At 73.8% G+C, this 14,311-nt stretch carries 19 protein-coding genes; 8 read left to right on the forward strand and 11 right to left on the reverse strand.

What is annotated here, in order from left to right; genetic code table 11:
• Positions 1-45: 45 nt before the first annotated feature.
• Both WDV85_RS12125 and WDV85_RS12130 read left to right on the forward strand, forming a co-directional pair.
• Positions 46-429: a DUF6188 family protein gene (locus WDV85_RS12125; protein WP_339570858.1), complete on the forward strand. Its 384-nt coding sequence runs from the start codon at positions 46-48 to the stop codon at positions 427-429.
• A 260-nt stretch (positions 430-689) separates the two neighbouring features.
• Positions 690-983 carry a hypothetical protein gene (locus WDV85_RS12130; RefSeq protein ID WP_339570859.1) on the forward strand — a complete coding sequence of 98 codons (294 nt, stop codon included), beginning with the start codon at positions 690-692 and terminating at the stop codon, positions 981-983.
• Positions 984-1,122: 139 nt separating this feature from the next.
• On the opposite strand, the gene WDV85_RS12135 is transcribed toward WDV85_RS12130, so the two are convergent.
• Entirely contained in the window at positions 1,123-1,533 is a 411-nt protein-coding gene (locus WDV85_RS12135) for a hypothetical protein (RefSeq protein WP_339570860.1), read from the reverse strand.
• The gene (locus WDV85_RS12140) at positions 1,530-1,907 is read right to left on the reverse strand and encodes a hypothetical protein (RefSeq protein ID WP_339570861.1); all 378 of its coding nucleotides are present in this window, start codon (positions 1,905-1,907) and stop codon (positions 1,530-1,532) included. Before WDV85_RS12140 ends, WDV85_RS12135 begins: the two co-directional genes overlap by 4 nt.
• Before the next feature lie 477 nt (positions 1,908-2,384).
• On the opposite strand from WDV85_RS12140, the gene WDV85_RS12145 reads away from it, so the two are divergent.
• From WDV85_RS12145 to WDV85_RS12160, 4 genes are all read left to right on the forward strand, one after another.
• The gene (locus WDV85_RS12145) at positions 2,385-3,158 is read left to right on the forward strand and encodes a hypothetical protein (RefSeq protein ID WP_339570862.1); all 774 of its coding nucleotides are present in this window, start codon (positions 2,385-2,387) and stop codon (positions 3,156-3,158) included.
• Between the two features lie 327 nt (positions 3,159-3,485).
• Positions 3,486-3,695, forward strand: a complete 210-nt coding sequence (locus tag WDV85_RS12150; protein ID WP_339570863.1) for a hypothetical protein — start codon at positions 3,486-3,488, stop codon at positions 3,693-3,695.
• Positions 3,696-3,858: 163 nt separating this feature from the next.
• On the forward strand, positions 3,859-4,521 hold the full coding sequence (locus tag WDV85_RS12155) for a class I SAM-dependent DNA methyltransferase (protein ID WP_339570864.1): 663 nt from the start codon (positions 3,859-3,861) through the stop codon (positions 4,519-4,521).
• Positions 4,522-4,604: 83 nt separating this feature from the next.
• Positions 4,605-4,847 (forward strand): hypothetical protein, encoded by a 243-nt coding sequence (locus WDV85_RS12160; protein ID WP_339570865.1) that lies wholly within the window; start codon positions 4,605-4,607, stop codon positions 4,845-4,847.
• Between the two features lie 72 nt (positions 4,848-4,919).
• Here WDV85_RS12160 and WDV85_RS12165 read toward each other — a convergent pair whose 3' ends face one another.
• From WDV85_RS12165 to WDV85_RS12180, 4 genes are all read right to left on the reverse strand, one after another.
• A complete protein-coding gene (locus tag WDV85_RS12165; protein WP_339570866.1) occupies positions 4,920-5,336 on the reverse strand; it encodes a hypothetical protein in 417 nt (138 codons plus the stop codon).
• Positions 5,337-5,616: 280 nt separating this feature from the next.
• A complete protein-coding gene (locus WDV85_RS12170) occupies positions 5,617-5,976 on the reverse strand; it encodes a cyclophilin-like fold protein (RefSeq protein ID WP_339570867.1) in 360 nt (119 codons plus the stop codon).
• A 105-nt stretch (positions 5,977-6,081) separates the two neighbouring features.
• The gene (locus WDV85_RS12175) at positions 6,082-7,134 is read right to left on the reverse strand and encodes a zinc-binding dehydrogenase (RefSeq protein WP_339570868.1); all 1,053 of its coding nucleotides are present in this window, start codon (positions 7,132-7,134) and stop codon (positions 6,082-6,084) included.
• Positions 7,135-7,201: 67 nt separating this feature from the next.
• Positions 7,202-7,609: a (R)-mandelonitrile lyase gene (locus WDV85_RS12180; protein WP_339570869.1), complete on the reverse strand. Its 408-nt coding sequence runs from the start codon at positions 7,607-7,609 to the stop codon at positions 7,202-7,204.
• A 192-nt stretch (positions 7,610-7,801) separates the two neighbouring features.
• Here WDV85_RS12180 and WDV85_RS12185 point away from each other — a divergent pair, with 192 nt between their 5' ends.
• Positions 7,802-8,704, forward strand: a complete 903-nt coding sequence (locus WDV85_RS12185) for a helix-turn-helix transcriptional regulator (protein ID WP_339570870.1) — start codon at positions 7,802-7,804, stop codon at positions 8,702-8,704.
• A 135-nt stretch (positions 8,705-8,839) separates the two neighbouring features.
• Here WDV85_RS12185 and WDV85_RS12190 read toward each other — a convergent pair whose 3' ends face one another.
• From WDV85_RS12190 to WDV85_RS12210, 5 genes are all read right to left on the reverse strand, one after another.
• Positions 8,840-9,172: a HepT-like ribonuclease domain-containing protein gene (locus WDV85_RS12190; RefSeq protein WP_339570871.1), complete on the reverse strand. Its 333-nt coding sequence runs from the start codon at positions 9,170-9,172 to the stop codon at positions 8,840-8,842.
• The gene (locus WDV85_RS12195; RefSeq protein ID WP_339570872.1) at positions 9,169-9,489 is read right to left on the reverse strand and encodes a nucleotidyltransferase domain-containing protein; all 321 of its coding nucleotides are present in this window, start codon (positions 9,487-9,489) and stop codon (positions 9,169-9,171) included. The genes WDV85_RS12190 and WDV85_RS12195 overlap by 4 nt, the downstream gene beginning before the upstream one ends.
• A gap of 505 nt (positions 9,490-9,994) precedes the next feature.
• Entirely contained in the window at positions 9,995-10,450 is a 456-nt protein-coding gene (locus WDV85_RS12200; protein ID WP_339570873.1) for a hypothetical protein, read from the reverse strand.
• Positions 10,451-10,631: 181 nt separating this feature from the next.
• The gene (locus tag WDV85_RS12205) at positions 10,632-10,964 is read right to left on the reverse strand and encodes a hypothetical protein (protein ID WP_339570874.1); all 333 of its coding nucleotides are present in this window, start codon (positions 10,962-10,964) and stop codon (positions 10,632-10,634) included.
• A gap of 468 nt (positions 10,965-11,432) precedes the next feature.
• The gene (locus tag WDV85_RS12210; RefSeq protein ID WP_339570875.1) at positions 11,433-12,107 is read right to left on the reverse strand and encodes a malonic semialdehyde reductase; all 675 of its coding nucleotides are present in this window, start codon (positions 12,105-12,107) and stop codon (positions 11,433-11,435) included.
• A gap of 281 nt (positions 12,108-12,388) precedes the next feature.
• Here WDV85_RS12210 and WDV85_RS12215 point away from each other — a divergent pair, with 281 nt between their 5' ends.
• Complete coding sequence (locus WDV85_RS12215; RefSeq protein WP_339570876.1) at positions 12,389-14,296, forward strand: diguanylate cyclase domain-containing protein; 1,908 nt, start codon at positions 12,389-12,391, stop codon at positions 14,294-14,296.
• Positions 14,297-14,311: the final 15 nt, after the last annotated feature.

A 14,311-nucleotide genomic window follows, 5' to 3' on the forward strand; every position in this document is an offset into this window, starting at 1 on the left:
TGGCGACCGCCGTGCAGGGCCGGGGAAGTCCTTACGGTCGCGACCATGGCTCCGACTCAGGACGCGAACGAGATTCTGCAAGGCCTCGTCGGAGCGTCGCTGGAACAGGTCTGCTTCGGTCAGGACGGCGTCCAGCTCCACCTCAGCGGGCAGGGCCACATCGGTCTCACTGACCCCGTGCGCGAGGGCGGACCCGAGGCGCCGGCGGTCCCGCTGCTCGTGATCGTCAGCCGACTGGCCCCCCTGACCCTGGACCAGGTGAGCATCTCGGCGGCCGACGTCGACCCGGCGGGCACCCTGACGCTGACCTTCGGTGCCCTCACGCTGACGTGCAGCAGTGACGATGCCTACGAGTCGTGGACAGCCACCAGCGACCGAGGCGGCCCGGTGATCTGTCTGCCGGGAGGGGAGCTCGCCGTTTTCGAGTAGCGACGCGACCAGCGACGGGCGGTCCCTGCTGCCACCCCGAGCCCCGGTGCTCCCGGTTGAGAATCGACAGCGGGACGCCGTCCGGCCAGCGATCGACAGCGGGACGCTGTCCGGCCAGCGATCGGTTGAGGAATGCTGGTCGCCGGGCTGCGCCTCGTCCTGCGCTCTACCGGGTGCTTCTTCCTCGTGCGCCCGCCGCGGCGATACGTCCCGGCCGAGAGTCCTCTCGAGCCGACCGTGCGAAGACGAAGGACCCGACGATGCAGCCGCCCTACCGCGACTACCTGTCTGGCGACGACAAGCCACCGCTGCCCGACGACTGGGACCAGCCACCGCGACCAGGTCACGGCGTCGTCCACGTCAGCTTCGACGAGAGCCTGGATGAGTGGTCAGCGGTCTGGTACGACCGCCGATACACCGAGGCCTCCGGCACCCTGGTCGAGGTGCTGGCGTGGGCTCGTGCCCAACCTGCTGCAGAGCACGTCGTCTACGTCCCGAGCATGGAGCGCGACGTCTCCTTGGACAGCCAGGAGGCGCGCTCGTACCTCGGCTAGGGGTGAGGGGAGTCGTGCGGTTCCTGATGCGCCGGCGGCTGCTCGACCGCATGTGCGCCGTCGGGAGGGGCCACGCATCAGCGACGTGTCCGGTCAACCATCCTTCGCGGCATGCTCAGGTGCGCCGGGAGGACGTCGCCTACTCCAGCAAGTTGAGTTCCTGCGGGTCGGGGAAGTCGTGGAAGGCCGACGCGTCTGGTGCGAGCTCGAGGTAGCTGAGTCGGTCCTCGTCGACGAAGAGGAGAAGCGTCGCGCCCGAGGCGCCGGCCTGAAGTACGACACGGCCATCGCCCGCGTCGGGTCTCCAACCGGCGGTGTCGGTCAGCTCGATGGACGGGCACGTCCCGCAGGTGCACCGTCGTCCGGCGCGCGTGGTCGGTACCTGCGCCAGCCAGCGGGCGCGGTCGTCGGTGGTCAGGACCACGCCGTCGTCACCGGCCCACGCGCCGCGGGTGATCAGCGCGACGAGGACGGCCTCCTCCCGATGTGTCAGCGGGCGTGGCGCGACCTCGGGCGGCCCTGTTCCCGGTTGCTCCTGCTGGGGGGTCATCGGAGCGAGGGGTCGACGGCAGCCAGGCCCTGCGGGGGGTGGCGGTAGTCCGCGGGCAGCGTCTGCCACGGGGTCCAACCGTCGTCGTCCAGTCGGCTGCGGAACCACGCGGCGGTCTCGGCGTGAAGCTGGTCGGGCAGCGCCTGCGGTGGCAGCCGGGTCGGGTCCCAGGACGCCTCGGTGCGTCGGCGGTGGAAGCCGGCGTCACGGATCCGCTCGGCGGCGTGCTGGGGAGAACGGGCCCACATCAGGTAGCGGCCGGTCCAGCTCGAGGCGCCGGCGTCCTCGGTGTCCACGCCATAGACGCCCTCGGCCGCGGGTTCCCCGCGGCGCGACCGCCGCTGAGCGCGGGTCAGCGGTGACTGCTTGCTCACGGCCGGATCATCGCTCCAGTCGGCGCTGCATGTGCCGGGGCGCCGGGGAGAGCACCCGTCCGGTGTCGCGGAGCTCGGCGACTGTCGGACAGTCGGCTCACCGCCTCCCCGGGGCCAACTTCTGCTCCGGATGAGGATCGGATGCGGGACGGCTAGACGTCGCCGGCGCCCGAGGTTCTCGAGCTGGCCGAAGCTCACCGCCAGGGGGTCGGTTGCTGGGACGGCTTCGACAGCGAGGCCCGGCCGTCGCCTCCTCATGCAGCGGACCCGTTGGTGCAGCCGTCCCGTCGACGAGTGCTCGCCGGGCCGTGAGCCCGCCAAGCAACGCCGATCGACGTCGCCCGAAAAAATCTTGAGGATCCTTGGGGGGTAGCGGCGGGGCGGGCACCTACGAAGGAGCGTCCGGTAGTTGGGGGGCGACGGCGCAGCCGGCGGCACCCTGGTAGCGAACACTCCATCGTGGAGGGAGAGCAGCTGGTGAGCAGCGCTGGGTCAGGTGGGCCGAGTGGCCCTGGGCTTGAGGCTGCGCACCTACAACCCGATCTGGGTGACGACTACGACTGGACCGATACCGCAGGCGAACGTCGACGCGCCGCCGCGATCGACCGGCTGGCCGGTGACCGCGATCTGGTCGGCGCCCTGCGCCGGCACGGGTTCGAGGGGCATGAGTACGTCAGCACGGCCCGTGAGCTCGCACGGTACGGAGTGGCTGTCCTGACCGCCTGGACCATGCGAGGGACGATCTTCGACAAGTGCGTCCGGGTCGGCCGAGGCGTGCAGCGCCCTCCTCCCGGTGTCGTAATCGACCACGACGAAGCGCAGTCTCTGGCGGGCGAGGTGGTAGCGGTGGCCCTGCGTCACTTCCGTGAAGAGGTGCTGCTGCCCGGACTCTGGGACCCGTCCCGAGGCGCGTCACTGACGACCTACTTCGTGGGCCAGTGCGTGCTCCGCTTCCCCAACCTCTACCGGCAGTGGCTGGCGCAGCAGCCTCCTGTGCCCGCGGTTGACGACACGGTGCTGAATGAGCGGTCGACCGGCGAGTCGGTCGAGGACGACGTCATCACCGAACGGATGACCGCGCAGGCGCTGCAGCTCGTCCGCAGCCCTGACGCCCGCCGCGCGCTGGTGATGACGAGCATGGGCTACCCCCAGTCCGACATCGCCAAGAAGCTGGCCACGACCGAGAAGGCGGTCGAGCGGATGATCGCCTACGCCCGGGGACAGGTACGGAAGGGAAGACGGTCGGCATGAGCAACATCGAGCGGGCAATCGAGCGGTCCTCGTTGGGCACCTCCCAGGCCAAGGCCCAACGTCGACGCGTCTCGGCGGACAGCGCCGCGCGGATCGTCGCAGCCTCGCAAGCGCCGACCAGCGCGCGGAAAGTCACTTGGGGGGTGACGGCCCGCCCGGCACCTACACGTAAGCGTGGAAGGTCAACAACGACCTGACGCCCGCTGGGGCCCGAATGGCCTCGGGCCCCAGCGGCAGACGACCTGTCAGGTCGGGCGGAACGTCCCGACCATAGTGTTCGAGCAGCCGCTCGGCGCGGGCAGGTCACGAACACCGTGGAGGTGCTCCATGGCCAAGACCGTCAACCGCTCTGCCTCGTCCGGTCGCTTCGTCAGCAAGGCGGCGACCGCCCGCTGGCCCGGCAAGACCACCACCGAGCGGGTCGGCCGCGGAACCGGCAACAGCCGGCCCGTCGTCCGCTCGGCGTCGACCGGGCGCTTCGTGCCCCCGGCGACGGGGCGCCGCGACCCCGGCGGGACCATCACCCAGCAGGTGTGATCCCCACCGGGGCGTGATGCTCCACAGCAGTGCCCGGAGCACTCGGTGGTCCGGGCACTGCTCGTAGGGAGACCCCTCGTCGATCCCCTGCAGACGCCGACGTGGACGCGCCGAGCCGCTCGAGGCGTCCGGCTCGGGAGAGTTCGCGCATCAAGATGAGGAGATGCATCAGCCCGAGGACCTGGACGCGGTGCGTGCCTCCTACGACCGGGTCGCGAACACCTACGCCCGGATGGTCCCTGCCTTACTGGGCAAGGACCCCTGGCAGCGAGCCGCGTTGAACGCCTTCGCCGAGGAGGTCGGCGGACTCGGGCCCGTCCTGGACGTCGGATGCGGCCCCGGCCACGTCAGCGCACACCTGGCCGCCCGTGGTCTGGAGGTCCGGGGCGTCGACCTGTCACCGCAGATGGTCGAGCACGCCCGCCGCGCCCACCCGCACCTGGACTTCCGAGTCGCCAGCGCCACCGCCCTCGACCTGACCCCGGCCTCCCTCGGCGGGGTGCTGGGGTGGTGGTCGCTGTTCAACCTGCCCCGCGACGTGCTGCCCGACGTCCTGGCCGGCTTCGCGCAGGCGCTGGTGCCCGGCGGCCGGGTGCTCATCGCCACGCACGTCGGCGAGGAGGACGTCCTGCGGCGCGAGGCCTACGGCGGGATCCCGGTGACCTGGACCACGCACCGATGGCTGCCCGACCAGCTGACCGACCTGCTCGAGGGGGCCGGGCTCGAGGTCACCGCCGAGGTGCGCTTCCCCGCCACGGACCAGCAAAGCCCAGCAGTCGTCCTGGCCGCTTGTCGCCCCGGCGGCACGACAGCGCGGCAGCAGTAGGGGACCGAGGCCGTCCCGGCCAGCGATCGTCACCGGACGCCTGTCGGGCGGTGACGGCGGCTGCCTCTGCCTCATGCTGAGGCATGACTCGCTACGAGCACGGCACCTTGCTGGTGACCATCACGGATGGCCGCCCCGGCAAGATCGACTTCCTGACCACCGGCGGCGACGAGGCCGTCAGCCCGGAGAGCGCCGGCCTCAGGCATCAGATGAACGCTCTGGACCTCTTGTCGGCGGCTGGCTGGGACCTGCTCGGACCGCCAGCCGTCACCTCCTCCCAGGGCGGCCTCATGAAGGAGTACCTGCTGCGGCGTCCGAAGAGCTAGGAGGCGAGGGCGCGCAATCTGCCGTGCCGCGTCGTCGTCCTCTAAGAGGATCAACTGCCGGGCGGCCCCGACTCACTCTGGTTGAGCAACCACCCAGTAGGGCCCGGCGGCGGGACAGGCGTCGGGGTATGCCCAGTCGCCGGCGAGGACTCCCGGGGCACCTCCACGGAGGTCGACAGCGGTGCCCTGCGTGATCTCACGCGCGGTGCTGTCGTTGGTGGCGAAGACCGGAACGTACGGCTCTTCGCCGTCGATGTCGTCGCCTTGGACGACGAGGCAGCCGCCGAGGTCTTCGACGACACCGGTGAGCAGGGCGCCGTCGCCCCCGGTGCCCGTGGGCTCGTAGTAGGCCACGGCGAGGCCGTCCTCTCGTGGCTCCGGCGTTGAGACCCCGCAGCTGCTCACGGCCGCCGCGACGACCACCAGGACGGAGAAGCCGGCCAGGTGCGCCGTGTACGCCGCTCCGGAGGAGGGGCCATGAGCACTCATGGCGCTAGGACGCCTGGCCCGCCATGGCGGTTCCCACCGGCAGACGGCAGACGGCAGGCCGAAAGGCACGGCAGGACGGCGCGCTGCTCCGGATGACGATCCCCAGTGACACAAGAACACGACCGGGAGCCCGGACCGCGCTTGGAGCCGCTTGGTGCTCCAGCCGACGGTCGGCTTCCGGGATGCCTGCGGCAGGCGTGGGGTCACCGGCGTCACTGGTTGACGACGCGCGCGCGTCAGGACGTCCTGACCCGGGCCGAGATCGACACCCTGGCGCGGGTCAGGACGTCGTGGCGGCCTGGTGCAGTCGGGCGGTGGTGCCGGCGGTGAGGCCGATCAGCTCTTCGGCCCTGTTCAGGTGTCCGAGCCTGATGAGGCCCTGGGCTCGGGGAGCTGGGCGGATGAAGATGGCCAGGTTGCCCCAGGGGGCGTAGTAGGCGATGTCGCCGACGTCCGGGGTGCTGGCGTCGGGCTCGCCGTCGGTGTCCAGGCGTCGGGGCAGGGCGCTGACCTTCTCGGTCTCGCCGAAGTCGCCCAAGGACAGGTCCATCGGCAGCAGCGAGGCCAGATCGAGGGCGCTGGGAGTGTCGTGCAACGTCCCACGCAGGGCCAGGTCGCCGGTCGTGAGGGTGATGTCCATCTGGTCCTCCCGGAGGGGGTGCTGCTGGCCTGCCTTCCGCGCCCGTGCGCTGTCGACCGGCCGGGTGCGGACGGCGCCCGTGCGGGGGCGCCGTCCGCATCGTGGTCAGGGCCGGACGGCGACCTTGAGGGCCTTGCGGTCGTCCATGGCCTTGTAGGCGGAGGGGATGTCGTCGAGGTCGACGGTCCGGTCGAAGACGCGCCCGGGCTCGAGGGCGCCGGACAGGACGTCGGGCAGGACGTCCTCGAGGTAGGCGCGCACGGGGGCGGGGCCGCCGTTGAGGGTGATGTTGCGGGCGAACAGGGACCCGAAGCCGACGGGCGCCTCCTCGTACTGGGGGACGCCGACGCGGGCGATCGTCCCGCCGACGCGCACGGCGCCGACGGCCATGTCGTAGGCCGGGCGATGGCCGACGGCCTCCAGGACGGCGTGGGCGCCCTGACCACCGGTGAGCTCGCGCAGCTGGGCCACGCCGTCGTCACCGCGGTCGGCGATGACGTCGGTGGCGCCCCACTCGCGGCCGAGGTCGGTGCGGGAGGTGTGGCGGCCCATGAGGATGATCCGCTCGGCGCCGAGCCGCTTGGAGGCCAGCACCGCGGACAGGCCGACGGCTCCGTCGCCGATGACGGCGACGGTGGTGCCGGGCCCGACGCGGCCCATCACGGCGGCGTGGTGGCCGGTGAGGAAGACGTCGGAGCAGGCCAGCAGGTGCGGCAGCAGCGGGGAGTCCTCGACGGTGCCGCCGAGGTCGGCCTTCACGAGGGTGCCGTCGGCGAAGGGGACCCGGACGGCCTCGGCCTGGGCGCCGCCGACGCCGGGCATGCCGGTGCCGAAGAAGGCGACGTGCTCGCAGGCGGTGTTCCAGCCCTCGCGGCACTGGGCGCACGTGCCGTCGGAGGCGGCGAAGGGGGAGACGACGACGTCACCCTTGCGCACCGACGTGACGTCCGAGCCGGTCTCCTCGACGATCCCGACGAACTCGTGGCCCATCGCGGTGCCCTGGTCGGAGGCGGGCATCGAGTGGTAGGGGTGCAGGTCGGACCCGCACACGCAGGCGAGGACGACGCGCACGACGGCGTCGGTCGGGTCCTGCAGGGCGGCGTCGGGGACGTCCTCGACGCGGACGTCGCCGGCGCCGTACATGAGTGCTGCTCGCATGGTGGTGTGGCTCCTTCCGGCTCGAGCAGGGCTCGAGCGAGGCTTTCGGGCTCTCGGTGCGGTGGGCTCAGGCGCGGGCGCGCTCGTCGGCGGCCGCGTAGTCGGTGTCGGAGACGGGGTCCAGCCAGGTGACGGGGCCGTCGTCGCCGGCTTCCTGGATGGCGACGTGGGCGGCGAAGGCGTCGGAGGCGGCGCCGTGCCAGTGCTCCTCGTCGGGGGAGCAGACGACGGTGTCGCCGGCGCGGGCCCGCACGACCTTCCCGTCGCGGGTGCCGACGAGGGCGACGCCCTCGGTGACGTGCAGCACCTGGCCGAGGGGGTGGGAGTGCCAGTAGGTGCGGGCGCCGGGGGTGAAGCGGACGAGGGCGGTGCCGAGCCGGGAGGGGCTCTCGCCGGCGGCGAGCATCGTCAGGTACACCGCGCCGGTGAAGGTCTCGGTCGGCGCTGCGGTGGAGGAGAGGGGGTTGAGCTGCATGGGTCTGCTCCTTGAGCACGAGGTGGGCCGCGGGCGCCCTGCGGGCCTGCAGCCCCGGCGGCGCTCCACGACGTGGCGCGAGACCATGGAAGTCCGGTGCCTCCACCCCGTCCAGGCAGGAGGGGTGCCCTGCTGAGGGGTGTACTCGCAGGGCGTCCCTCGTCGGGCGCCGGCGACCTACCGTCGTCTGTCGTGGACAACCGCGCCGAGGTCAGGGAGTTCCTCACCACCCGCCGGGCGAAGATCAGCCCCGCCCGGGCGGGGCTGCCGGCTGTCGGCGCCCGCCGCGTGCCGGGCCTGCGGCGGGCCGAGGTCGCCGTTCTCGCCGGCGTCAGCGCCGAGTACTACGCCAAGATCGAGCGCGGCGCCCTCGCCGGGGTCTCCCCCTCGGTGCTGGAGTCGTTGGCCCGGGCGCTGCAGCTGGACGACGCCGAGCGGGAGCACCTGGTCGCTCTGGCCCGAGCCGCCGACGGGCCACGCGTGCGCCCGACCCGGTCCCGGGGCGCAGCGCCGGTCCGCGGCTGGCGGCCGCCGGTCCACCTGCAGCGGGTCCTCGACGCCGTCACCGGTGGCCCGGCGATCGTCCGCAACGGTCGGATGGACCTCCTGGCCACCAACCTCCTCGGCCGGGCGATGCACGCACCACTGCACGACAGCGGCGTCGCGTGCACCGGCGGCCCGCCGAGCTTCCCGCGGTACACCTTCCTCGACGAGGCCTCCCGCGCCTTCTACCCCGACTGGGAGGCGGCCGCCCGCACCTGCGTGGCGATCCTGCGCACCGAAGCCGGCCGCGACCCCCACGACAAGGCCCTGCACGACCTCGTCGGGGAGCTGTCGACCCGCAGCGCCGACTTCGCCGCCCTGTGGTCGGCCCACGACGTCCGCCTGCACGGCACCGGCACGAAGACCTTCCACCACCCGGCCGTCGGAGACCTCGAGCTGACCTACGAGGGCATGGAGCTGCTGTCGGCGCCCGGGCTGACCTTCACCGTCTACACCGCCGAGCCGGCCTCGCCCACCGCCCAGGCCCTGTCCCTGCTCGCCGCCTGGGCCGCCACCGAACTCACCGGCGACGACGTCAAGGCCGCAACCTGACTCACAAGGGGCACATCGATGGGCGGTGCCCCGTGCCACATGACGATCGACAGCGGGACGCTGGCCGGCCAGCGATCGGCTGCGGGACGTCGGCCGACCGCGATGTCGACGGGCGCTGGGTTGAGGCCGTGCTCGCTACTGCTCCTCGGCGTCCTGAGGCAGTTCGTCGAGCAGCCGCACCAGCTGGTTGTCGACGATGTCCTTGATCATCGCGGGGTCGACGCGGAAGTACTCGTGCACGACGACGTTGCGGAGCCCTGCGATGGACGCCCACGGGACGCCCGGGTGCTGCTGCTTGAGGTCGGTGGGCAGTGCCTTCACCGCTTCTCCGATCACCGCGAGGTTCCTGAGGATGGCGTCGTAGGCCATCGAGGAGTGCTCGTCGGAGTCGAGGTGGTCGCGGTAGGCGAGGCAGCGTGTGACCGCTGAGCGGATGTCGTCCAGGCGCTCAGCGTCCGCCCGGCTCATACGGCCACCGCGTCAGCGATGACGGTGGCGGAGACCTCGGCCCGGAGCAGCGGGCGTGCCACCACGTCCACGCGCACTCCCAGCAGATCGCTGAGCTCTTCGGAGAGCCCCGAGAGCCGGAGGAGCTCGTTGCCCGCACCGGGGGCCAGATCGACGAGGAGGTCGAGGTCGCTGTCGTCGCCGGCATCGCCACGAGCTACCGAGCCGAAGAGGCGTGGGTTCTCCGCGCCGTATCTCTCGAGCAGGCCATCGACATCGCCGCGTCGGGACGCCAAGGCAGCACGGAGCCGACGCGAGGCGGGCGTCGGCTGCTGCACTCCGTCAGGCTAGCCACGGACCGGGTTGCGTGAAGCGCGGTGAGACCGCGGACGTGCCGTATGTCGATCGTGAAGCGGGACGGACTCGCCTAAGGACGCCGCCGGCGGTCCGCCACCACGACTACGCCCCCGACGGCCGCGAGCGCGACCGCCAGCGGCAGCAGCACGAGGCACGGCCCGGGCAGGATCAACAGCGCCAAGCTCACCAGAAGGAGCACCAAGCCACCCAGAAGAAGAAGCTGTGCCGTCCGGAGCATCTTCGAACCACCCTTCGTTTCGAAGACGATCGGCGGCGCCAGCCAGCTGTTGAGGGTCTCCGGGGTGCCTTGGGTCGATCGACGGGCCTTCCGTGAGGGCCACCATGCATCCCACAGAGGATCGTCACGCGGAGCGTGCCCGTAGCCGATGGCGGTCTCAGGGGGTCGTACCAGCACCCCGGGGACCGCTGATCGCTGACCGGACACCGCGCCGCGACCGCTGGCGGCGCACGAGCTCGCTCTTCCGGTCAGCCGGAGATGTGGACAGGCAGTGCGCTGGAGCCGGCCCGCAGGGTCGCCGGCCCGGGTCGTGCCCCGGGAGGGACGTGACCGGTCCAGCTGATGGCGTAGCGGTCTTCTCGGGAGGAGGCGTCCTGAGTGCCGAGGGTCCAGGACCTGTCGCCCTGCTCCAGCACGAGGTCCACGTCGCGCATCGGCGCCTCGGTGCTGGCGGGCGCGGAGCAGCCGGCGCCCTGGCCGGTGTCGTCGCAGCCGGTGCGGAACCAGACGCCCGAGACGGTGACGTCTGCTCCTGGAGCGGGCAGGACACCGCTGTCTGGGGCGCGGGCGTCGTCGACGGTCGCGCCGACGGCGAAGAGCGGCCCGGCGCAGCTGGCCCGAGCTGCAGGGACGGGCACCAGACCGAGCAGCGCGCAGCTGAGCCCCACGGTGACCAGCACGGTCATCCCTCGGCGCCTGCGCATGCCCTCACGCTGCCCTTCCGCGCTGGCCAGGGCAAGGCTCGCTCCTCAACCGCTGGACGTCCCGCTTCGCCCCTGCCGTCGCTCGACGACGTCCCTGACGCCCATCGCCGGCCGGCCAGCGTCCCGCTGTCCATCCCCTGCGGTGAAGGGGTGCAGCTCGGCGCTGGCCGCGGCGGTCGGGTCAGCCGGGAGACCGGGTGCCGTCCGGGTCGCAGCCCGTCGTCGTGCTGGCCTCTGTGGTCTCGCAGGCGCCGTCGACGAGCAGGCGTCCTCGAAGGGGGCTGCCCAGCTCGACCTCGTAGGGGACGGCGTCGTTGCTGGGACAGTCGGCAGCCTCGGGTGGGCCAGGAGTGACGGTGAAGGTGATGGTGACGACGTCGTCCGTCTCCTCGATGCGCGGGGGGTCGACCTCGCCGGTCACCCCGCTGTTGCACCCCAGGCGGGTGACGAGGGCGGTGAAGGAGGCCGCGTTGCCCTCGAGGGCCTGCCCGGGGGCGACGACCCAGGTCGCCACGGCCTCTCCGTCGTCAGCGCATCCTGACGAGGTCAGCAGGAGAGCGGCTGCGGCTGCACCAGCGCCGCGGCCGCTTCGTCGCCTCTCGTGCATGCCGGCACGGTGGCACGTCCGATGGCTCCTGGCCGTCGATCGCGAGCACTTCTGACGACCTCGCGGCGCGACCGGATGAGGTTCGTGCGCGCGACTAGCTCGCTGAAGTGGGCCGCCCGCAGGCGCTCGGACTCCTCGGGGTCCGTCCGGACCGCGCGCGGGGTTTCGTCGTCGTGGGCGGAGCAGCCCTCGTCATGGGCACGGAGCGCGTCCGTCGACGCGTCGTCCGGCACGGCGCCTGCCCCAGCGGCGCCGTCGCCCTCGTCCTGTCGGCCGCGGCCCCCTGAGGTCCCGGAGCAGCGGGCCGGCGGCTGCTGCCGACGTCGTCCGCCGACCGCCGCCGTGCCCCTGTCCTCCGCCGACAGCTGCCGGTGCTCAGGCCCAGCGCACGACGTCCTCGGCCGCGAGGCGCGGCATCCGCGGGCGGTAGGAGCCCTCGTCCGGGTGCCCCAGCGTGACGACGAGCACGGCGTGCCAGTGCTCCTCGTCCGGGCCGGTGAAGAAGTCGGCGTCGACGCCGTCGGCGTCGAAGCCGGCCATGGGCCCGGCCGCCAGCCCGACCGCGCGGGCGGCGAGGAGCACGTAGCCGGCCTGCATGGCGGCGGAGAAGCCGCCCATGCCCTCCCGCATCGCGGGGTCGGCCTCGAGGGCGTCCTGCAGCTGGGCCATGGGCGGCATGACCTCGGGGATCCGGGTGTGGAAGCGCCGGTCGACCGCCAGGACGGCGACGGCCGGCGCGCCCTCGACGCGCTCGCGGTTGCCGCCCGCCATGCGCTCGGCCAGGCGGGCGCGTCCCTCCTCGGTGCGGACGAAGAGCACGCGCAGCGGCTGGGTGTTGGCCGAGGTCGGCGCCCAGCGGGCCAGCTCCCACAGCTCGGCGAGCTCGGCGTCGGAGACGGGCTCGTCGGTGAAGCGGTTGGCGGTGCGCGCCTGCGTGAAGAGGCTCGCCCGGCCCGCGTCCTCGAGGGGGAGGAGCGGACGGCGCCCGCCCTGGCGCGGGACGCCGGGCTGGTCCGTCGTGGGGCGGCCGGGCTGGGTGTCGGTGCTCATGGGTCCTCACCTGTCGTCGGGGTGGTCGTCGGGAGGGCGAGGGCCCCGTCGTCCACGCCGGCGGCCGAGAGGTCGCCGGACGTGCAGACGCCGGCGGGGTCGTCGGCATTCCCGGTGGCGGTTCGTCCGTCGGGCGGCGGCGAGCCCCGCGATCTCCAGGTCGCCCCCGCACCGGCCGATCGGGGGGTGTGACGTCGCCGCCCGCCGACCCGGCCCCGGTCGCCGCGCCCTCCCGCCGAGGTGCGCGGGACGCCGCGGCGCTCGCCGGGTGGTGCGCGCTCGTGGCGTTCGCCGTCGCCGCCGGCCGCTCCACGCGGGTCGAGGGCACCGAGCTGTCGCTCGTGGGACCGGTGGCGGCCGTCACCTTCCTCGCGTGCCTGGCCGCCCGGCGCCGCGGGACGGCCGTGCTCGGCGGCGTCGTCCTCCTCGTGGGCGGGGTCTCCGCCGCCACGAACCTCGTCCTGGGGGCCGCCCCGGCGCTGGCCCTGGCCTTCGGCGCCGCCCACGCCGTCCACGGCCTCGTCGCCGCCCTCGTGCACGAGGCTCTGCGGCGCGGTCGGCACGGTGGCGCCCCTCCGCCGCTCGCGGACCGGCGGGCGCTCCACGAGCCGGCCGACCTCACCGCCCTCGTGGCCAGCGCCCTGGCCGGCTCGGCGGCCAGCGCCCTCGTCGGGCCGGTGTACCTGGCGGCGGCGGGCGGCGCCCCGCTCCTCGCGACGGCGGGCGAGTGGGTCCTGCGCAACGTGGCCAGCACGGTCGTCCTCGCGGGCGCCGTCCTGGCCCTCGGGGACCGCCGTCGCGCGCGGCGCGCGGGTCCGCGACGGGCGGCGGGCCGGGCCGGGGACCGGGGCGGGGGCCGTCCGGGAGCACCGCTGCCGCGGGCCGGACGCGCGGAGCTGGTGCTCCTCCAGGTCGGGGCCTGGTCGGTGTACGCCCTCGTCTACGTCGTCCTGGCCGAGGTGCCCGTCTCCTACGCGACGCTGCCCCTCTCGCTCCTGCTGGCGCTGCGCAGCTCACCGGCCCACGCGGCGGGCCACTCCGTCGTCGCGGGCGTCGTCGTCGTGCTCGGCACGCTCGCCGGCCACGGCCCCTTCGCGATGCTCGAGCCCGGGCTGCGCGTCGTCGTCGCCCAGGGCTTCGTCGTCGTGGCGGCGAGCGCCGCGATGGCGCTGGCCCTCTACCGGTGCCAGCGCGACGAGCTCCTCGAGGGGATCGCGCGGGCGCAGGCGGCCGCCGACGACCGCGCCGACCTGCTCCGCCGGGGTTTCGAGGACGCTCCCGCGGGCATGGCCCTCGTCGACCTGGCGCCTCCCTCCGCCCCCTCGACGCCCGGCGCGCCGGGCCCCACGCTCCGCGTCGCCAACGCGGCCTTCGGTGCCTTCCTCGGCGTCCCCCCGGGCGCCCTGGCGGGCACGCCCGTCGACCGCCTCCCCGCCGAGCACGAGGGGCCGGGCGCGTGCGCCCTGGACGCCGTCGCCGCGGACGCCGAGCGCGCCACCTGCGAGCACGTCACGGACCGCGGGCGCCGGGGCCGCCTCGACGTGACGCGCATCACCCCGCGCCACAGCCGCCCCTACCTCCTCGTCAGCGTCGAGGACGTCACGGCCCAGCGGCGCCTCGAGGCCGCCCTGCGCCACCGCGCCGACCACGACGAGCTCACCGGCCTGCCCGGGCGCGACGTCCTCACGGCGCGGCTGCGGCGCGCGCTCGAGCGCGGGGGGAGCGCGGACGTCGGCGTGCTCTTCGTCGACCTCGACGGCTTCAAGGCCGTCAACGACACGGCGGGCCACGCCGCCGGCGACGAGCTGCTGCGCGTCGTCGCCACGCGGCTGGCCGCCGCGGTGCGCCCGGACGACGTCGTCGCCCGGTTCGGCGGCGACGAGTTCGCCGTGCTGTGCCACGACGTCGGCTCCCCGGCGGCGCTCGTGGCCGTCGGCGCTCGCGTGGTCCGCGCCCTGGAGGAGCCCGTCGTCCTCGCCGACGGAGCCCACGCTGTCGGCGCGAGCGTCGGCGCCTGCGCCGCGTCGGGCGCCGTGCCGGGCCTCGGGGCGGAGGAGGTGCTGCGGCGGGCCGACGCGGCCATGTACGCGGCCAAGCGCGCGGGCCGGGGCCGGGTGCGCCTGGACGGGGCGGGCGACCTGCCGCCGCCCCGCCGGTCGGCCGAGGGCGCCGTGGCCCACCGGGCGTGAACGCGCGACGCCCCC

The sequence above is a fragment of the Pseudokineococcus sp. 5B2Z-1 genome (genome assembly GCF_037482305.1).
Classification (GTDB): domain Bacteria; phylum Actinomycetota; class Actinomycetes; order Actinomycetales; family Quadrisphaeraceae; genus Pseudokineococcus.